The sequence below is a fragment of the Pseudomonas sp. CFBP13508 genome, assembly GCF_005233515.1.
Lineage (GTDB): Bacteria > Pseudomonadota > Gammaproteobacteria > Pseudomonadales > Pseudomonadaceae > Aquipseudomonas > Aquipseudomonas mercuritolerans.
The window spans coordinates 510,298-528,137 of the sequence record NZ_QFZZ01000003.1 but is presented as its reverse complement, the minus strand read 5'-3'; the positions used below and the strand labels follow the sequence as shown (position 1 = coordinate 528,137).

The window sequence follows — 17,840 nt, the reverse complement described above, 5'->3', positions numbered from 1 at the left end:
CGGACGGACTAGCGTCAATATGAACAAGGAATTTTTTGAATGATCATTAGCCCTCCCTTTCTTCCTGCTCCGGTGGCGGGTGAAACCGACGATGCTTATCTTGCGCGTGCCATGGTTGGTGGTATTCCCGGTGATGGTGGTTATCCGTTGAGCTTTGATCTCAATTGGCATGGCGGCATTCATTTGACCGCGCCGCAAGCAAACGGAAAAGCTCTGCCAGCATGTGCAATTTCCGACGGAACACTAGTTTACTTCCGCCAACCTACTCCTGAGGCTGAAGCAGCCCCAGACCATGCTCTTCGTTATCGTGAGCAATGGACAGATGATGGCTGTGTTGTCATCAAACATGAAACAGATATAGGCGAGGGAGAAAAAGGAAGAATAATTTTTTATTCGATTTATATGCACTTATCTAAAATCACCTTGGCCGCGCCCGCAAAAGGAAAAAAAATATACCGTAAAGAGGTGCTTGGTGAAGCAGGTAAGATTTACGGAAAACAAGACAGAATTCACTTTGAAGTAATTGCTGACGATAGCAAGATCGAAAATATAGTTGGGCGTAAAGAGAGAGATCTGAACTTCAAAACTAGTGATGGGAGAAAAGATAGCTGTTGGGGGGATATTTATTTCTTTATACCTCCTGAGGTTTATGGGTATGAAAGTCAGCCTTCCATTCCTTTGTCTGCAGTTAACAACTCTCAAATTATTTACCGTTGCCCTGCTATGCCCTCGGGTCCAGCCCCTATCGAAGAGGCGGGATCTACAACTCCCGCTCCTGCAACATCAAATACAGTAGATGGCTATGAATGGGCTTTGGCAACGCAGCTGCAAGAAGGCATTTTTGTGAGGATGAGCTTCGCTAGAGGGGGATGTAAGCTGACGAGCTTTACTCATTCAGGATTTGAGCTGGGTACTGTCGAGGAAAAAAGTGAGTACGAGTATTCGCTTTTTAAAACCGCCAGCGACTTATACCCTCAATCACCAAGCGCTGGCTTTGAGTTATTACGCTTTGGCAGAGTAATTGGTGAGGAACCACTACAGCCAGTTGAAGCTGCTCACTGGCGGAGAATAAAATTTCCTGGAAAAAATGGCGGAGAAAGCAGTGCTGCTTGGGTTAACTTAAACTCACCCACAGTAGGAAAGTTTAGTGATGCTGACTTTCCACACTGGCAAGGTTGGCAGCTAGTAAATGACGACAAAGATAAGGATAGTCATTGCCAATCGCCATTCATTCGGGCGTTGCTCGCTTTGGATGTAGGGAAAGTTGTCTCGGATAACACCGACGCTGTAGGTATAGCTACATCTCCTGCATATACCTCTCTGCCGGAAGAAGAGAAACTGAAACTCTCTGAGCGCTATGTCTCTGAGAGAGATATTAGCAAGAAAAAACTAGAAGCCGCTGATACTCAATCCCGAATTAAGCGCTTGGTATGTTTTTTTCCAAGTGAGTGGTGTAAGAACGATTTTGACGCACGCTATGATTGGCTAAAGAGGGTCGCCGAAAACGGCCCAATGCCTCAAGAGAGCTATGACAAGTTAAAAAGGCATCAGGTGGCTTTGGGGTTTTGGGAAGATGCAGCTATTGAAGGTGTCGAAAGTAAACACTGGCACTTTCCCCCTAAAGAATTTATCGCGATGTTTCGAAAGTGCAGCTGGTTAAGCCGAAACGAACTAGTCCAGCTATTGCCAATGAACTCGCTACGAAAGGCTTCAACATGGCAGTGGGAATCGATCAGTCTGCCGAATGCTGGAATAATTCTTGATGGCTCAAGTACGGAAGCCTTAACGCGCAGAAATGATTTGAATAAAGCACTGCGTAAGTTTTTGGTAGTTACTCCTGCCCGATTGGCTTGTTTTTTTGGAAACGCCACTCAAGAAACTCAATGGTACCAGAAGTTTCATGAGGCAAGCCCTTATTGGTATAAGCCTTGGGATGGTAGAGGTTTTCTTCAATTGACGCATGCAAGTAATTACATAAAATATTGGGAGTTCAAGGGCGAAGCTGTTAGCCCTCAGGTGAAACAAACTCTAGCTACTCATACTACAATGGCAAATAATAATCGGCCCATTGTAAATGGGAAGAAGTTGATGACTGACCCAACAAACTCATTAAGTGATGCTTCAACCGGGATTCCGCAGGCCATAATTGCAAAGCGTGATGCAGTGAAAGGCTCATATGATGCTGCCAATAGTGCAGGTGCTTATTGGGCGTGGTCTGGTGCCTCCAAACAGGCCGATGGATACTATGGTAGCCCAGCCAGTGTGCTAAAAACACTGACTACCAATGCACAGATCAAGCACTATTATGAGAACTCTGCATTTGGAAATGTTGCAGCAACAGTCAATCTCGGATCTCCTTCATCTAATTTCAGTTCAATTTGGGGGGTGCAGGCGAGGTTTATGGCTTTTGCGAACGCTCAGATGATTTTAATGGATGCATTGAGATATCCAACCTCGCCTGAGGTATTTTCTGACGCCCCATTAGATTTTGTTTATCGGAGACCTTACTAGTGAAAAAAATGATGAGGCTTTATCTATCCCTTGCTGCATGTTTGATTTCAATGTCGGCGGCTTCCTCCGAGGGGAATTCGAGTAGTGCGGCTCTAAAATTAGGAAATGAACCAGGTTACTCTACGTTGGCTTCTGGTGCTTCGGTTGTAGAAATACATCAGGGTAATTGTAATTATTCTATTGATCTTAAAGCGAGCCAGTACGTAAAGTTTAATACCCCAGACGTAGTGTTTCTGGAGTCCGAGACGCCTCCAAAAGAAAAAGATTGGCCCTATCTCGAACAAGCCGAGATGTCTGCAGGTTATGATTGGAATTTTAAAAAAGATGATAATTTAAAGTCAAAATGGTTCGGGTTGATGTGTGACGGCATCGGGAATTTTGATTTTCAGTCTAACGGTGGCGTTGGTTCAGAAGAGGATAGCCCGGAACTACAGGATGTTAAACAAAGCAATGGTTTTAAATGTCCCGCAACTCTTACGGACAACGGTTGGGTGCCAAACAAAAATGCCGGTCGTCCTGATAGTTACTTTTTTCAGAAGCTGTCAGGGGCTGGTTGGTCTGGATTTGTTCTCGGGTTTAAGGGGGGGGGAGGAAAAAATATTGCGAGAGTTAGTTTCTGTATAGTGCAGGGAGAAAATGTCTTGGTGGGGGCAGCAGAAAACCAACCTCGCTCTTTGAGTTTGAGTGAAGAGTCCTTTGATGGCATGAAATCTGTTTTGGAGTCTATACAGTTTCTTAAATAGAAAAGGCGACCGGTTTATTTGTGATGTTGCGCTCAGCGGCTTTGATTTTGGTGTGGCATTTTAATGGATCTGTTCCATATGGCTAACGGAACAGATTTATTTTTATGTTCAGTTGATTCGATATTAGTAGGGTGTTCAAATAGATCTGTCACGTGTGTTCCTTAGAAAAACCTGACGAACTGAACGAATCAAGGATTGAATACGGTGAGCGTTTTGCTTTTTGTTTTATCTGGACAGTGTAGCTACCGGTTTCAACAATTTTGGACGGATTGATTTCGTGATTTTCGGAGAACGAATAACGATCTTTAGATTGGGTGGCTATAAATTACGATGAGACCGTACAAGAATTTATCTATCTTGTGTCTTTTGTAGTTGAATTGGTTTTCTTACAATTTTTTAAATGGAATTAATGCTTGTGATTAAAAATATTGTTCTGCCTTTTTGTGTCGCGACTCTTACGTTTTTTAACGGCGCGGCCCAAGCGGAGCCGTTCTACTCCGCGAAGATACTGCAAGCCGATTATTCTGCAGTTCCTGACATAAAACTGTTGATTAGAATTCAAGATGTTGAGTCAAGTAGTGATGAGGCGAGCGGCTCTAGCCTGGCCACTTGCATGAAGGCCAGTAACTCAGCTACGCAGCCTGGCCCCAACCCTTGTTTCAGAATTCAGTTAGATGAAGGCGAAGGCAATGTGAAAGTGACGAGCCAGACATTGCTTAATGACCCTCAGCGAGCAAGCGATCCGGTATATATAGAGTTGGTCTATAAAAGTGGGGCAACAAAAAATCAGTATGGATATTATGACAATAAAACAGTGTTGCTAACTGTTGAGGATAATAATGGATTGAATAATTGGGATTCGGATATCCCGCAAAGCCTGCCTCAAGTAAAGATTGAAAAAGATCGAGGGATTTATCAGTTGGTTCTTGCGGACGCCGATGCTCTGCTCAATTCTGCCTACCGAGATAAAGCGAGTCGTTTGAGTCAAGACAAAAGAGATGTTTTTCGTGAGGTTCAAAGAGCCTGGATGAAAAACAGAGATCTTGAATGCAATAGCGCAATATTTGGAGAGTATTCGGAAAGCTGTTTGATTCGGTTAACAATTGATCGTGCCAGACAGATCGCGGTTGCGCCTTTGGCTAAATAGCCAAGCTGTCAGAGCTTAGAGTGAAATCGAATGGAAGCGAGAAAAAATCGCCAGGCTCCTTTGCGCGCATTACCAAGTATTCTGTTGGTAAAGTAATTCTGAAGGTAGGGTCATGAGAAAAACTCTTTTGCATATTAAAATTATTTTTTGCTCGTTAGTGGCATTTAGTTCGTTGGCACAATCTGCAAGTTTCGATTGCAGTAAAGCCTCGTCGGATGTTGAAAAAAAGATCTGCAATACGCCTTCTTTGTCAAAGCTGGATGAGCAGCTAAGTGAAGTGTTCAAGCCTCTAAAAAAACAACGTACTTTCCAAGTGCTTGAAAGTGAATGGCTAGAGAATGTGCGCAACACCTGTGAGTCAGTTGAGTGTCTAGAAGATGCTTACAATGAGCAAATTGGATTTCTGTCACCGTTACCATTGCCTGGGGCCAGTGCTTCAAATGAAGTCAAAATTTTGCCCGCTGATAAAATTTATGCTCAATCCAGTCGTCCTTGGAAAACTGTTGAACTGGCGGGCCTTCCGAATGGCAAAGATGTCGTTGAGCGTTTCTTGATTTCAGCGGAAGTAATATCTGGAATGTTGCACGTTGTAGCATTCGAGGGGCATTACGATGTTCCTAATTCTATCTATAGAGGTAGTTTGTATGAATACAATGATAGGCATCCGATTGTGCAGCCAATCACGTACACGATAGCAAAGGACATAGGATTTCAGGGGGCGTTCAACTTAGGAAACAATGAAGAAGGGGAGCGATACGCTGGAATTATGGGCGGCACCTTTTACTATCGCGAAAAAATAGCAAGAAACCAGCTAAGAGGTATGGCTTATAAAGTTGGGTCAGGCACTCAACCGCAGGAAACCAGTTTGCTACTTCAGCAATGGTCGAACACTTTCGAGAATGCCAAAAGTGGTTTGCTATTTCAGGGTGATGAGGTATTTGGAGAGCTGAAAGCTTATTATCCAAACACTCCTGGGTACGAGACTATTGCACCAGTCGATAGACCCGAGGTGGGTTGGAATATTTTCAGCCCGATTTGGAGCAAGTCGCGTCCTATTTTGTATTTCAAGAATGGTGATGAAACGATTTGGCGTGCCAGTGTAGTGGATAAAACACTAATTAAAATTGTTAGTGCAAGTGATCGATTCGTTATTAAAAATCCTACTCCTGTTGATTTGAATGGTCGTGAAGCTGTTGTGTATCTCGAAGATTACATACTTAAGATAGCTATTGCGCCCGAATAAGTAGGGCATGATTTCAATAGGCAGTATTCAGCTTTTTAATGTGTAGGGATCTTGCTATGGCTAAGCTCATGGTGCGTATTTCTTTTTACGTGCTGATAACTTCTTCATCGTTACTCACGCATGCAGCATTTGCTCAAGATGCATGTGCCGATATCACTACGAACTCTCAGAGGGAAAGATGTTCTGTGAGTGCCAAGGTTGCTGCAGATAAGCAGTTGAATACCAGTTATCAAGAACTGATGGTTCGGCTCGAGGGTGGGTATCAAACCGATCCAGTTCTTGCGGCGAGCCAAAAGGCAACGGTCCAGAAGGCTCAGCGCGCCTGGATCAAACTGCGCGATACCGATTGCCAGGTCGATGCGTTGGAGACGGAACCGGGCTCTTCGGCGCATGTGGCAGCGGTGAACAATTGCATCGCCAGTATGAGTCGTGACCGTTCAGTGTTTTTGGACAATATCGCGTCCGATACCGGAAGTGGCCCGACAATTGGACGTGGCTCGTGCCCTACGCAAGACTTTGCACAGTTTCTTCCAGCATTCTCCGCTAATGCCGAATCGCAGAAGCGACTAACTGCGCAGGCCGTGAAGCTGCTGGTATTAAAGGGGACGTCGGATATTGGGCGGATTGTGACTTACGTTACTGCGGAGGTGGGACGCGATATGGCGTTTCCCTTAATGGTGGCTGTGCCCGATGGGAAAGTGGAAGGAATAGAGATCGAGAAGGTGGATGACCGCCACGTTAACGTTGTGGATAAACGCGCCGGTAACAGCAACATCAAGTTTTTCAACTTTTCGCGGAAGTCCTGCTGGACGCTTGATGGGGTTGAGGACTGGTCGATTCCTGAAAAAGAGCTTTCTGCAGCCAGTACGCGGAAAATGAGTCGCGCGGAGAATTTCTGTTGGCAGCGCGGACAAGGATTTGCTGGCTTGGGCGGCCTTGAGCAATACCGACTGACAGGAGAACTTTTTGAAGCGACTTTGGAAAATTACCTGTGCGCGGCCGCTTCAGGTGATCCTATATCTAGTTCGGCTGCGGCCGGGCTGAGTCTGTCGGGTATGGCCCCGCAATTGGAATACGACAAAGTTGAGGCTCTTTTCAAAGCAGCAGCCGTTGATTCGCCGAGCGGTGCTGAGTCGTTGGCTGGCTTCTATTGTTTTGGCAATGAATTGGCCGGTTCAGGACCCTGCCAGCGCCCGCTGGACGTTGAAAAAGAGTTGATTCGTGCTACCACCATGGGATCAACGCATGCATTCGTTTCGTTAGGCGATTATTGGAAAAGCGGCGATCTAGGAAAGAAAGATACTCCTCGCGCCTTGGCCTGTTATCAGCTTGCCGCCGAGAAAGGTAACGACTCGGGCAACAATGCGATTAAGCGACTTCAGTCCGAAGTGGCCGAACCGATAGTGGCCAGCAGCTGCTTTTAGTGCGGTTAAGTGAAGAAGGGCGTTTACAGCGCCCGACGCCTTTTCACCGCGATGTGATCAAACGCGTTCCGCCATCATGGCTAACGCGTTTTCATATGCGCTGAGCCAGAATCCGCGGCGCTTAAACGTTTAATACTTGAGCATCTGACGACTGCGATTTTCCTTTAAACTCCCCACCCCCAAGGAATGCGCTCAGGACACGGAATGCCAGCCCCCTCGACCTCCCTTCGCCCAGCGCTAGTGCTCTGGCTATACGCCGCCGCGATCGTGCACATACTCGCCGGTCTCACCCTGACCTGGGCCGGGCATTCCGGTTTACTCGACGGCTATCTGCAAGTTCTCGAACTGGCATTCTGGGGCGCCGACGCAGTACCCGCCGCCGGCCACGAACAACAGGTCTGGTGGCTCGCGCTGTTCGGCGCGACGCTGCAAAGCTATTCGCTGTACATGCTTGCGCTGGTGCACATCGGCAATCGTTCGAAAGCGTCGAGTGTGTGGGGCTGGTTGATCGCCGGCATCCTGTTATGGGCACCGCAGGACATGTGGCTGTCAGCGCAACAACAGGTCTGGTCGCACCTGTGGCTCGACGGTTTTGCGCTGTTGCTGCTGTTGCCGCCGCTGGTCTGGCTGTATCGCCATGACCGTCGAAAATCCCCTCGAGTAAAGACTCAGAGCACGTCCAACCCGTTTGCCGGCAGCGCCCACACGCGTGTGCTGATCACCGGCGGTACCGGGTTTATTGGTGAGGCCGTGATCAACCAATTACTCGACGCCGGCCACACCGTGAGTGTGCTGGCACGCGATCCATTAAAAGCAGCCAATCTGTTCGACGGTCGCGTTCGCTGCGTGCAGTCCCTGAGCGAATTCAGCCACGACGAAGCCTTCGACGTAGTGATCAATCTCGCCGGCGCGCCCGTCGCCGGCCCACGCTGGACTCCCAAGCGTCAGGCGCAACTGCTCGCCAGCCGAGTCGGCACCACCGAAGCGTTGATGACCTGGCTGAAGAAAACCAAGCACAAACCCGCGCTATGGATTCAAGCCTCGGCCATCGGCTTCTACGGCGTGCGCGACGCCAGTGAAAACCTCGACGAACACGCCAGCAAGGGCGACGGTTTCATGGCCGAACTCTGTGCGCGTTGGGAAGCCGCCGCGCAACCGGCCACGGAATTTGGCGTGCGTCAGGTGGTGCTGCGCCTCGGCGTGGTGTTCGGCCCCGGCGGTGCGTTGACGCCGTTGCTGCTGCCGTTCCGCCTGGGTTTCGGCGGGCGCATGGGCGATGGTCGGCAGATCATGAGTTGGGTGCATCGCGACGATGTGCTTCAGGTGATCGCGCGGGCTTTCAACGATGACAATCTGCGCGGCACCTACAACATGGTCGCGCCCGAAACGGTCAGTCAGGCCGCGTTCGCCGAGCAGGCCGGCAAGGTCCTCAAGCGTCCGGTGTGGTTGCACATTCCCGCCGCGCCAGTGCGTGCAATGGCGGGGGAGATGGCGCAGCTGTTTTTCGATGGTCAGCGCGTGGTGCCGCAGCGTTTGACCGAGGCTGGCTACACGTTCCGCTATCCAACCCTCGACGCTGCTCTGCGCGATCTGACCTGAGGATCGTCCATGAGCAAGCCGTTGATGTACCTGCTAGCCGGCAACGGTAGCGCTGCCGATTGGTGGGACGACGCGCTGCCGCACTTTCAGCGCTACGGCGTGGTGCCGCTGGAGTTGCCGGGCTTCGGCGCCAATCCGCTGCCACCCTGCGAGGATCTGGCGGACTACGCGCAGACCTTGTTGGCGATGACGCAGAAGGGCAGCGCGATCATGGCTGTCGGGGTCAATGCGTTGCTGGTGCTGCACGCGTTGCAGCGTCGGCCCGGGCACTTTTCGCGCAGTGTTCTGTTGGCGCCGGTTGGGGCATTTTTGTGGCAGCGTCGATTGCCGGCGCTGATGTCACCGCTGCCGATCCGCAAGACCATCCACTGGCTGCTGTCGAACAAACCCACGCTGTTCGCGCGCAAGTTCTCCAACCATACCTGGACGCCCGCGCAGTACCAGCGCATGGGCGCCGGTTATGCGCGCTGCCGTGCGTTTGTGCCGCACTGGGATCTGATTCGCGCCGACACCGCGTTGCCGCTGCTGGAGTGGATCACCGATCCGGTCGAGTTGGTTTGGGGCGATCAGGACGCGGTGCTCGGTATCGAGCAAGCAGCGGCGTGGTCGGCGATTCTCGCCCGCGCCGATCTGACCATCAGCCTGAAACCCGGCTGGGGTCATTACCCGTGGATCGACTCGCCCGCCGAATTCGCGCAGTGGCTGGAGTCGGGCGAGCGCGGGTTTGTTGCGCACACCAAGGGCGGGCGTTTGCGCCTGGCTGAACTGGCGCGGCAAGCGGTGCCGGCGGCGCTGACGCTTAACGATTACACCGACCCGCGACTGCCGGCATTTCTCGCCGCCCAACCTGATGTGACCTGGGCGGTGCGCTCCTCCAGTTATGGCGAAGATCAGGCCGACTCGGCGAATGCCGGTTTGAGCACCACCTATCTGCGCGAGCCGTCCGCCAATGTGCCGAAACGCATCGCCGAACTGACGGCCGAAGGTGTCGAGGAAGTGGTGGTGCAACGCTTCATCACCCCGGTAGTTTCCGGGATCGCCTTCGTGCGACATCTCTCGGTAGAACTGGAATGGGTTGAAGGCCATCTCGAATCGCTCGCCGACGGTCACGTCAGCCCCTCGCGGGCAACCCTATCGCGGCTCGGCGATGCGTGGCGCAGCGGCACGTTCACACCGTCCCACGGCTTGACCGAAGACCTGCTCTGGCGCTTTCTGCAAGACGTGTTGCGCGTGTTCCACTACGTGCCCGGCGACGTCGAATGGGCTTGGGATGGCGCGCAATTGTGGTTGCTGCAATACCGGCCGATCAGCGATTACGGCTGGCGCCGGCACCTCACCGCCGCCAACATCGCCGAGATCCTGCCGCCGCAACCGAGCGTGCTGGTGGAGTACGCCCAGCGCCGCGCGGCAGCGAGCATCCCGGCGATCATGGCGCGTTGGGATGCGCGGGTGCTGCAGGACAACGAGCCGTTCACCGCAGTGTTCGGCGGCGCGTCCTACATCAACAATGATCTGTTTCTTGCCCGGCTGGCCGACTGGGGCATCAGCGCCGATAACTACGCTGGTGAAGTTGGCGGTGCGACGCCACATCTGCCGTGGCAACCGCTGAAGATGCTGCATTCGTTGCCGCTGTTTTTGCGTATGCAACGCAGGGCTCGCGGGCATTTGCTGAACCTTGAAAATGGTTTGCAGCGCTTCAATCGGGAACTGGCCGAACTCGTCGCCCAAGCTGCCGATGGTCAGCAATTGGCAGACTGGTTCACCCGGTTTTACGTGTTCGTGGTGCAAGGCAATCTGTGCATCGCCACAGCGCTGGCGAGCAGCGGCGGCGATTGGCTGGGGCGCCCGCCGACCGCTTACGACAATCTTGAAAACAGTCCGCATCGATTGCCGTGGGAGACCGATCCCGCTACGCCTCGACCTACGGCGACTGAGCTGCCGTTACAGGCATTCCCGCAATGGTCAGGGCTCATCCGCCTCGCGCATTCGAGCGGCCTGCCGGGCCTGCGCGGCTACTACCTGCAAGTACGCGAGTGGTATCGCGACAACCTGATGCGCATCTTCTTCCGTCTGCATCACGCCATGCCGCTGGCGGATCGCGAACATTGGTTTGCACCGCATCCGGACGTGCGCACCCGCGACGGCAGCTTCTGGCAGGACGGTCGCGAAGGTGCTGAGCTGGCCACCGGGTTCATGATTTATCCGGGGCAGGTGCAAGGCATCCTCGGCGCCGACATCCTGCTCGAAGACACCCTCGATCCGGGGCGGCACGCGCACTATCAAGCCGCGCGGGCGGTGATTGCGCGGATGGGCGGACGGCTGTCGCATGGCTCGACGTTGCTGCGGGAGCTGCGCAAGCCATCGGCGGTGATGCCGCAGGTGGATCCGGCGTGGGTGGGGTGTGAGGTGTTGTATCGGGATGGTGAGTTGGAATTGATCAATTCGAAGGATGCGAAGTGAAACGACTGTTGTTGATGTGTTTGGCCTGGTTGCCGATGGTGAGCATGGCAACGGATCTGTGCAATTCGGAGACCGATACGAAGAATTTTCTCTCGCAATGGGTGGAAAGACCCGATTACGTCCTGGACATACATTCAAGTTTTCAAACTGATGGATTCAGTCTGGAGGAGGGCAAGGTGGTGTATCGCGGCGATCTCAACGGCGACGGTCAGGAGGACTTCATTTTCACCTCCTACTCAAGCCGTGGTTCAGCGGGTGACTCGACCTTCGCCTTCCTTATCCAGTGCCACGGTTACTTGAAGCATGTAGGGGGCGATTACTTCGCCGAGGTCAAGGTACTGGACGGACCGCCCAAGAACGGCGGCGATGTAAAAGACATCGAGATCTACTCCTACATCCGCGATAAGCGCGACCAGATCCGCTACAAGGGCAAAGAGGCCATGACCCGGCCCCATCTGTGGCAATTCAATCCGCAGACACAGCTTTATGAAGGGCAGTCTGAGTAAGTCGACGGTCCCCACTGCATTTACGGAGTTATTACGTGAAAGGATTTTCGGTTCTTCTCGGCAGCTTGATATTGGCTGCCGCGTCCATGGCATTCGCTGCCGATCCAACCTTCAAGGATTACACCGTCACGCCAGTTTTCACCGGCCCCAACCATAAACTGGTGCCGCAGGAAAACAGCAGCCCAATGATGGATCAGGCACGGGTGCAAGCCCTGAAAGGCAAGGTCAACTTCGCCGGTCATTACATCCTTCAAAGGCTCGGCTGTGGCGGCAGCGCCATTTGTGGCGAAGTGCTGGACGCCCAGACCGGTGAAGTGGTTGGCGGTCTGCCGAATGCTTACGACGGCAGCACGTTCGGCATGGTTTACCAGCCCGACAGCCGCTTGATCATCGTCTCCGGCATCACGCTCGACGGTGAAGAAGATGCGCAGGGGAATGCTTTGGAAAGTGGTAACCGGGACCGTTACTACGAGTTTGTGAACAATGAATTTCGACTGCTGAGCATGATCGACGTTGAATCGTCGCCGATGGATGAGGAGTGAGTGGATGAACTGGTTTTTCATTCGGCCTGTGCTGATTGCGCTTTTGCTCTTGTCTCATTCACTGCCCGCGACTGCCAGCGAAGGGAGTTGCTACGGCTACCTTACTGAGCTTGTCAGGAGCAGCGATTTTCCGTTTCGTTATGTCGGCAAGGACAAGGTCAATTTGCTGATCGACGAGGACGACGGCGAAGCAGTGCGCGCCCAGCTGTTCTTCGATACTGACGGCACCGGCACGATTGGCTGGATCAAATACACCCCGGCTACTCACGAATTGCTCAACACCTCGGCCGAGCTGGATGAACCGGTGGCGTTGTCATTCGACGCCAGGTTTGCGGACGGCTATGCAAAGTGCCTGACAAAACAAAAGGCCGGCTAACGGCGAAAAGGATTTGCTATGACCAGCCTTAAGTGGATGTTGATGATCGGCAGTTTGTTCAGCGCTACCAATGTCTTTGCCGTTGACCCGCCAATAGTGGGAGCCGCCGGAAACACAGTTACGTTCCAGGCAAAAAAATGGACATCACCCGTCGTGGAATCTGCCACTGCCTGGTTCAACGCGAATGGAAAAACTTTCCCGTTGTTTCATGCCGGCATTGGTGCCCAGGCTTATCCTGAATGGCTCAGCCCTGACAAAAAATTTCTACTGGCGACTGCGGTGGAGTACGGCGTAGTCATAGGTGAGAACGGTGAGGAAATAGCGACATCACAAGGGCATTGCGATGTGATCTCGATGGAAACCGGTTGCGTGCTTGCTGAGAGTTACGAGCGGTTTTGTGAGGGAAAATGGGTAGGCAAGCAATGGGTTTCCGAAGAGGGCGGGGTGCTCAATCCTGTCTTGGAGACTAAGTCACCCAAGGACCTGCTGAAATATGCTTCGAGTATCGAGCCGGTACAGTCCCGAGCAGAGTCCATCGAATGGAGCCTGAGCTTTTTAAGCCCGGAATCCTACATGGCCTGTCATCCCCCGGCGCAAAATGTTCAGGCTTACAACGACCTCGGTTTCTACTTGGCCGAGGGCGGCAACGATGAGTTGGCGCTGAAGTTTTATCGAGGCGTTGAAGCTGTCGGCAAACGCACAGTGCTGATGCTGAACATGGCTGATTCGCTATGGCGACTTGATCGCCAAGAGGAAGCGCAGCGTTATTACCGCGAGTACCGCGACGCGATGAGTGCCGCCGGTAAAGCGCAGAAGATTCCGCAACGCGTTGTTGAGCGATCTGAAATTCAGGGACTGAGACAGTGAATATGTTCTTCCGCTTTATCGTGTTGAGCCTTGGGCTTCTATCCACTTCCTACGCATTTGCTGCCCCGCAAGTCCTCAAGGAAATTCCGGCTAGCTTGCTGGGTGATGCATCACGGCAAAACGTATTTGTTCTGGCAGGAGATGCGGACGAGGCCTCCAACCGGTTGTTGATTGCGCCGGTGCAGGCACGTAATGAGGACATATTGCTCGATACGTCAAAGGCGCTGCCTCTGATCAAGAGTCAGTACTCGTCCGCTCTTCAGGGTGTCTTCAGCGTCCATGTACTCAAAGGTCGCCCTGGCGTCATGACCGTCATTGATCCACAGGCTGAGGAAGCTGTGGTCAAGCAACCGTTCGTTGAGGCTGGGGATTACATCGCGCTGGTAACCAGCGAGGAAGATAACGCGGTTTACAACTTCAACCTGTTGTTCGCCTTCAACAAAGGTTCAAAGCAGTTTGAGCTGAAAGCTCTGCTGGAAGTGGCGAACAACGACTCCTGTGACCGGTCGCTTGTTAGCGTAGTGGAGCTGCCGGTGCAGACACTGGGCCCCATCACTCTCGCTTCTTTCGATGGGCGTGAAGTGCTGCAGAAGCTGCAGGTTGCTCGTACTGGCAGTATTGAGGGCGTTAGAAAGAAATTGATGACCGTCGATTCGGCTGATTTGCTGGATATGGCGCTGGCAGCCTACCGAAAGGGTGATGACTCTTCCTTCAAGGATGCGATGAGCTACGCGTTGATGGGCGGTGGTTCGCATGACACTTGTCCCCCGGATAGCTATATCGTCGCAAAGTACTACTACCCGCAGCGTCCCGGCTGGTCCAACGACCTCGGTTTTCTGCTCGGCGAGGCGGGTTACTACGCTGAGTCGATTGAGTTGCTCAATGCAGTGATTGCCAACCACCCAAACAGGACGGTTGCTTACCTGAATCTCGCTGACAGTTATTGGGCCGTGAACGATAAAGAGCGGGCGGTGGCGGCGTACAAGCAATACGCATCGCGAATGTCTGAAGCGGGAAAAGCTTCGAAAATCCCGGCGAGGGTGGGTGAGCGCAGCGCTGTGGCGCCCGAGGCGTGACAAGAACTCGTTGAGTTGCTGTAACTGTGTGTTCTGTACCCATGAACCGCTAAAGGAATATTCGGTTTGAAATTTTCGTCTGCATTGTTTTCCGCGTTGCTCGTTTTCGTTCCTCTGGCGGCTCATAGCGAGGTCACGACCGAGGTATTTTGCTTCCGTTCCTACGAAGGCAAACCCATAAATTTTGAATTTAGAACCTATTACGACTCTGTCGCCAAGTGGAGCGGTGCTGGCGTCAAGTACAGCAAGTCGAAGAAGGCCATCACTCTGGTTCATCGCAATACTGAACAAGAGGAATTGGTCTATGGCCGGCCCTACCAGTACACGACAAATTGGGTTGAAGTAGTTGATGGCGCACTGACAGGTGAGTATCAGATGGTCACTCAGGGTGGCCGGGTTGATGCGATGACGTATACGAATTACAAATCTGCAAAGAAGTATTCGTTTGAAAACGATTACAACGTGGATTCGAAACCTGAAACAGGTTGCCAGTGGTGAAGCAGGGAATATTCAGAAAGGGGACTTAACGTCCCCTTTTTTCATCCACAGACTTCGCTACGGCTTGGCCGCCACGCTTCGCACTTCAATCTGGTCGAGCGTCCCTTCCACCATCAATCTCACCCCGTCCGCCATTCTGCTCAGGGCCAGTGCCACCGAGCGGCGGGAGCCGTGGAGGTCGTCGGCGAGGTCGCAGGCGATGACGCTGATGGACAGGAGGTCTTCGGAGGCGTTGGCCATGAGGGCTTCGGCGTCGGTGCCGGGAGAGAGTTTGAAGAGGCCGTTTTCACGTTTGGGATGTGGTTCGACGGCTGGTTTGAAATGGTGGTCGAGGGCGCGTTCGGCGGCTTCGTGGAATTTCTTTGATTCCAGAGATTCGTAGGGCGAAATATCCGGGTTTTCTGGGGGGTTAGGTGTTGGTTTGATCATTCGGTCTTACTCCAGTTTAAGGAGCCGACACCGTTTCGCTCGCACTTCGAAAGTGGTGGCAGCTGTGCATAGGTGTGCAAGACCGGTGGAGTAACCCGGCAGACCCGAAGGCCTCCCATACACAGCCGCCATAACGATCCGCGAGCATAGGAAAACGCTCGGCGAATTGCCATAACCAATGTGTACTCCAACCGGACTTGCACGTCCGTATCGCCAATCTGCGGCGACACACAGAGCCTATCGATAGCCAGCCAACTCGCCTAGTTCATGGACAGCACCGCACTTTGCAGGAAATTTCCCATAGATTCGCGCGCCGGAAGATCAAAAGATCGCAGGCTTCGCCAGCTCCTACAGGGATGTGTTTCAACAGGTGTAGGACGTTGTTTTCGGAATCGTGACTTGGCAGTCATCGTGCGCGAAATGGTCTGCATCCTCTTCCAATAGAGTCAGATACTGGCGTTATCGTCCGAATCCCTTACACTGCCCCGGCCGTTCATTTTCCTTTTGAGGCTGTGCGCATGAAATTTCGTTTTCTCCTGTGGATGATGGGTTTGTTGATGGGTAAGGCCAGCCGGACCAATCCTGCGTTCCAGCAGCAGTTGGGTGACAAGGATCTGGTGTTTCAGCTGCAGACGCTGGATGCGAAAGTGGCGCGGCATTTCGTGGTCAAGGATCAGCGCATCACCAGCAAATCTGGCGTGGTGGCGGAGCCGGCGTTTGCGATTGCGTTTAAAGACGCCGGTTATGGCTTTGCCACGATGCAGGCGAAGAACAAGCAGTTGGCGTTTATGCAGGGGATCCAGGACAAGTCGATCCAGCTCAAGGGGAATCCGGCGCTGGTGATGTGGTTTCAGGGGTTGATGAAGTATTTGAAGCCGCGCAAGGTTAAACCGAAAAATGACTGACATTAGCTGGTGCTGGCTCGCCAAGTCAGTCATTTGTCTCTAAATGCCATATGTACCTGTCAGAAGTGACAGGTGTTTTTATTAGCGTCGTGGTGCTTCATGACGAGGTGGTCCAGCGGTAAAGGGACTGAACCCGTTTGGAGAATAACTATCATGACTACCAAGCCTGGCACACCCGATATTGAGTTTGGTAACAACGGAGCACGCATTTGGGATTTTCCTGAATTTGCCAGCATCGCTCCCCATGCCATTGTTTCTCTGCCCGATGGCAGGCTGGTTGCGGTGGCGAATGAGCCGGGTTATCCCCGCGGCTTCGTGATCGTGCGACTCACTGAAAAAGGGCAACTCGATGCAGGCACCGGCTTCGGGGAGGAACAGCTAGGTTTTGCGCGCATTACGATTCCTGAAAAAAGCGTTGATGGCATTTTAGGTTCCAGCCTACTGAGGGATGGCGGATTCCTGATTGTCTTGGAGTACTCATGGCGACCTAATGAAAACGGTCTTTTGGTTGTTCGACTCCTGGACGCTGGCAGTCTCAACGACAAGTTTGGCAAGGGCGGTGTCCTTGTTCTTCCAGACCGTGTTGTGCCAACTCTCAGCACAGGAGCGTTGCGTGCTGCACGGCGAAGTGCGGGCCAGGATGCCGAGTCGGTTGTTCAGGGCGGCGACAATTCTGGGGTGCGCAGCATCGAGTTGCCAAGCGGCAAAATTATCTTGGCTACTTTTACTTATGATCCTTCTTCTTCGCAGACCAAAGGCTCGGTTATACGACTCAATCCTGATGGAACATCAGACAAAACCTTTAACGAGACCGGTTCGACCTGGGTTGAGTTGGGAATTGCTGGTGATAATGCCGCGCGTGGAGTGGCTGCACAGGCGGACGGTAGTTTAGTGGTATTTGGCAGTTACTTTGATGCAGGTACCGCTGGTACTTACGTTGTACGTTTCAAAGAGGATGGAGTGCGAGACGAAGAATTTCCCGCTGTGATGCTTTCGTCCCGTTATATGCCCCGTTTTCGCGATATTGCCGTTAGAAAAAAGGACGGGATGATTGCCATCGTAGGAGGTCAGTTCGAAGACAATTTTCCCGAGGGTACAGGTGTAATTGTCGTGCTCAACGAGGACGGGTCTCCGAATCTAGTTTTCAACGAAGGTAAACCGTTGTATTCCAAGCTATCACCTGAGAAAGGTCAGCAGTGGCAATCTTGCGCGTTTGGCGGAGCGGAGGACAGTAAGTTGATCGTTGTCGGCACAAGTGGCAGCGGAGATATTTTTTACGATACGCAGGCAGTGTGCGCACGTTACTTACTCACCGGTACGCTCGATAAGTCATTCAACACTGATAAGGGCTGGTTGGCTTTCGGTCAGCCCGATCGAATGGCGTCTGCCTTGGATGCAGTGATCACGTCGCAAGGCAAAATTGTCATCTGCGGTGAACTTTATAAAGACGAGCTTAGCCTTCCTGTTGGCGGGTGGATAGCTCGCTACTTTTCTTGATAACCACTGATGAAAGC

At 52.4% G+C, this 17,840-nt stretch carries 16 protein-coding genes; 15 read left to right on the top strand and 1 reads right to left on the bottom strand.

The window, feature by feature from the left end; translation table 11 throughout:
• Positions 1–39 precede the first annotated feature (39 nt).
• The 13 genes from PspCFBP13508_RS10850 (at position 40) to PspCFBP13508_RS10790 (ending at position 14,992) form a co-directional block, all read left to right on the top strand.
• Positions 40–2,511: a M23 family metallopeptidase gene (locus tag PspCFBP13508_RS10850; RefSeq protein ID WP_137214420.1), complete on the top strand. Its 2,472-nt coding sequence runs from the start codon at positions 40–42 to the stop codon at positions 2,509–2,511.
• Positions 2,511–3,254, top strand: a complete 744-nt coding sequence (locus PspCFBP13508_RS10845) for a hypothetical protein (RefSeq protein ID WP_137214419.1) — start codon at positions 2,511–2,513, stop codon at positions 3,252–3,254. Before PspCFBP13508_RS10850 ends, PspCFBP13508_RS10845 begins: the two co-directional genes overlap by 1 nt.
• Positions 3,255–3,654: 400 nt before the next feature.
• Positions 3,655–4,401: a lysozyme inhibitor LprI family protein gene (locus tag PspCFBP13508_RS10840; protein ID WP_137214418.1), complete on the top strand. Its 747-nt coding sequence runs from the start codon at positions 3,655–3,657 to the stop codon at positions 4,399–4,401.
• A gap of 112 nt (positions 4,402–4,513) precedes the next feature.
• Complete coding sequence (locus PspCFBP13508_RS10835) at positions 4,514–5,644, top strand: hypothetical protein (RefSeq protein ID WP_137214417.1); 1,131 nt, start codon at positions 4,514–4,516, stop codon at positions 5,642–5,644.
• Between the two features lie 56 nt (positions 5,645–5,700).
• Positions 5,701–7,068, top strand: a complete 1,368-nt coding sequence (locus tag PspCFBP13508_RS10830) for a lysozyme inhibitor LprI family protein (protein ID WP_137214416.1) — start codon at positions 5,701–5,703, stop codon at positions 7,066–7,068.
• Between the two features lie 204 nt (positions 7,069–7,272).
• Complete coding sequence (locus tag PspCFBP13508_RS10825) at positions 7,273–8,667, top strand: TIGR01777 family oxidoreductase (RefSeq protein WP_137214415.1); 1,395 nt, start codon at positions 7,273–7,275, stop codon at positions 8,665–8,667.
• 9 nt (positions 8,668–8,676) lie between these two features.
• The gene (locus tag PspCFBP13508_RS10820; protein WP_137214414.1) at positions 8,677–11,127 is read left to right on the top strand and encodes an alpha/beta fold hydrolase; all 2,451 of its coding nucleotides are present in this window, start codon (positions 8,677–8,679) and stop codon (positions 11,125–11,127) included.
• Positions 11,124–11,633, top strand: coding sequence for a hypothetical protein (locus PspCFBP13508_RS10815; RefSeq protein ID WP_224796879.1), 510 nt, complete (start codon positions 11,124–11,126; stop codon positions 11,631–11,633). Before PspCFBP13508_RS10820 ends, PspCFBP13508_RS10815 begins: the two co-directional genes overlap by 4 nt.
• 86 nt (positions 11,634–11,719) lie before the next feature.
• On the top strand, positions 11,720–12,175 hold the full coding sequence (locus PspCFBP13508_RS10810; protein WP_137214612.1) for a hypothetical protein: 456 nt from the start codon (positions 11,720–11,722) through the stop codon (positions 12,173–12,175).
• Positions 12,176–12,179: 4 nt separating this feature from the next.
• Positions 12,180–12,551 (top strand): hypothetical protein, encoded by a 372-nt coding sequence (locus PspCFBP13508_RS10805; protein WP_137214413.1) that lies wholly within the window; start codon positions 12,180–12,182, stop codon positions 12,549–12,551.
• Between the two features lie 18 nt (positions 12,552–12,569).
• Positions 12,570–13,418 carry a tetratricopeptide repeat protein gene (locus PspCFBP13508_RS10800; protein ID WP_137214412.1) on the top strand — a complete coding sequence of 283 codons (849 nt, stop codon included), beginning with the start codon at positions 12,570–12,572 and terminating at the stop codon, positions 13,416–13,418.
• Between the two features lie 2 nt (positions 13,419–13,420).
• Positions 13,421–14,494, top strand: a complete 1,074-nt coding sequence (locus tag PspCFBP13508_RS10795) for a tetratricopeptide repeat protein (RefSeq protein WP_137214610.1) — start codon at positions 13,421–13,423, stop codon at positions 14,492–14,494.
• Positions 14,495–14,560: 66 nt separating this feature from the next.
• Positions 14,561–14,992 (top strand): hypothetical protein, encoded by a 432-nt coding sequence (locus tag PspCFBP13508_RS10790; RefSeq protein WP_137214411.1) that lies wholly within the window; start codon positions 14,561–14,563, stop codon positions 14,990–14,992.
• 57 nt (positions 14,993–15,049) lie between these two features.
• On the opposite strand, the gene PspCFBP13508_RS10785 is transcribed toward PspCFBP13508_RS10790, so the two are convergent.
• Positions 15,050–15,421, bottom strand: a complete 372-nt coding sequence (locus PspCFBP13508_RS10785) for a DUF6124 family protein (RefSeq protein WP_016985802.1) — start codon at positions 15,419–15,421, stop codon at positions 15,050–15,052.
• Positions 15,422–15,939: 518 nt separating this feature from the next.
• On the opposite strand from PspCFBP13508_RS10785, the gene PspCFBP13508_RS10780 reads away from it, so the two are divergent.
• Together PspCFBP13508_RS10780 and PspCFBP13508_RS10775 are read left to right on the top strand one after the other, a co-directional pair.
• Positions 15,940–16,326, top strand: a complete 387-nt coding sequence (locus PspCFBP13508_RS10780; protein WP_137214410.1) for a helicase — start codon at positions 15,940–15,942, stop codon at positions 16,324–16,326.
• Positions 16,327–16,479: 153 nt separating this feature from the next.
• Positions 16,480–17,823: a hypothetical protein gene (locus PspCFBP13508_RS10775; RefSeq protein WP_161984076.1), complete on the top strand. Its 1,344-nt coding sequence runs from the start codon at positions 16,480–16,482 to the stop codon at positions 17,821–17,823.
• The last annotated feature ends 17 nt before the right edge of the window (positions 17,824–17,840 follow it).

Coding starts and splice junctions, on each gene's coding strand:
- PspCFBP13508_RS10850 (WP_137214420.1), top strand. CDS start 40: ATGATCATTAGCCCTCCCTTTCTTCCTGCTCCGGTGGCGGGTGAAACC.
- PspCFBP13508_RS10840 (WP_137214418.1), top strand. CDS start 3,655: ATGGAATTAATGCTTGTGATTAAAAATATTGTTCTGCCTTTTTGTGTC.
- PspCFBP13508_RS10835 (WP_137214417.1), top strand. CDS start 4,514: ATGAGAAAAACTCTTTTGCATATTAAAATTATTTTTTGCTCGTTAGTG.
- PspCFBP13508_RS10830 (WP_137214416.1), top strand. CDS start 5,701: ATGGCTAAGCTCATGGTGCGTATTTCTTTTTACGTGCTGATAACTTCT.
- PspCFBP13508_RS10825 (WP_137214415.1), top strand. CDS start 7,273: ATGCCAGCCCCCTCGACCTCCCTTCGCCCAGCGCTAGTGCTCTGGCTA.
- PspCFBP13508_RS10820 (WP_137214414.1), top strand. CDS start 8,677: ATGAGCAAGCCGTTGATGTACCTGCTAGCCGGCAACGGTAGCGCTGCC.
- PspCFBP13508_RS10810 (WP_137214612.1), top strand. CDS start 11,720: ATGGCATTCGCTGCCGATCCAACCTTCAAGGATTACACCGTCACGCCA.
- PspCFBP13508_RS10805 (WP_137214413.1), top strand. CDS start 12,180: ATGAACTGGTTTTTCATTCGGCCTGTGCTGATTGCGCTTTTGCTCTTG.
- PspCFBP13508_RS10800 (WP_137214412.1), top strand. CDS start 12,570: ATGACCAGCCTTAAGTGGATGTTGATGATCGGCAGTTTGTTCAGCGCT.
- PspCFBP13508_RS10795 (WP_137214610.1), top strand. CDS start 13,421: ATGTTCTTCCGCTTTATCGTGTTGAGCCTTGGGCTTCTATCCACTTCC.
- PspCFBP13508_RS10785 (WP_016985802.1), bottom strand. CDS start 15,421: ATGATCAAACCAACACCTAACCCCCCAGAAAACCCGGATATTTCGCCC.
- PspCFBP13508_RS10780 (WP_137214410.1), top strand. CDS start 15,940: ATGAAATTTCGTTTTCTCCTGTGGATGATGGGTTTGTTGATGGGTAAG.
- PspCFBP13508_RS10775 (WP_161984076.1), top strand. CDS start 16,480: ATGACTACCAAGCCTGGCACACCCGATATTGAGTTTGGTAACAACGGA.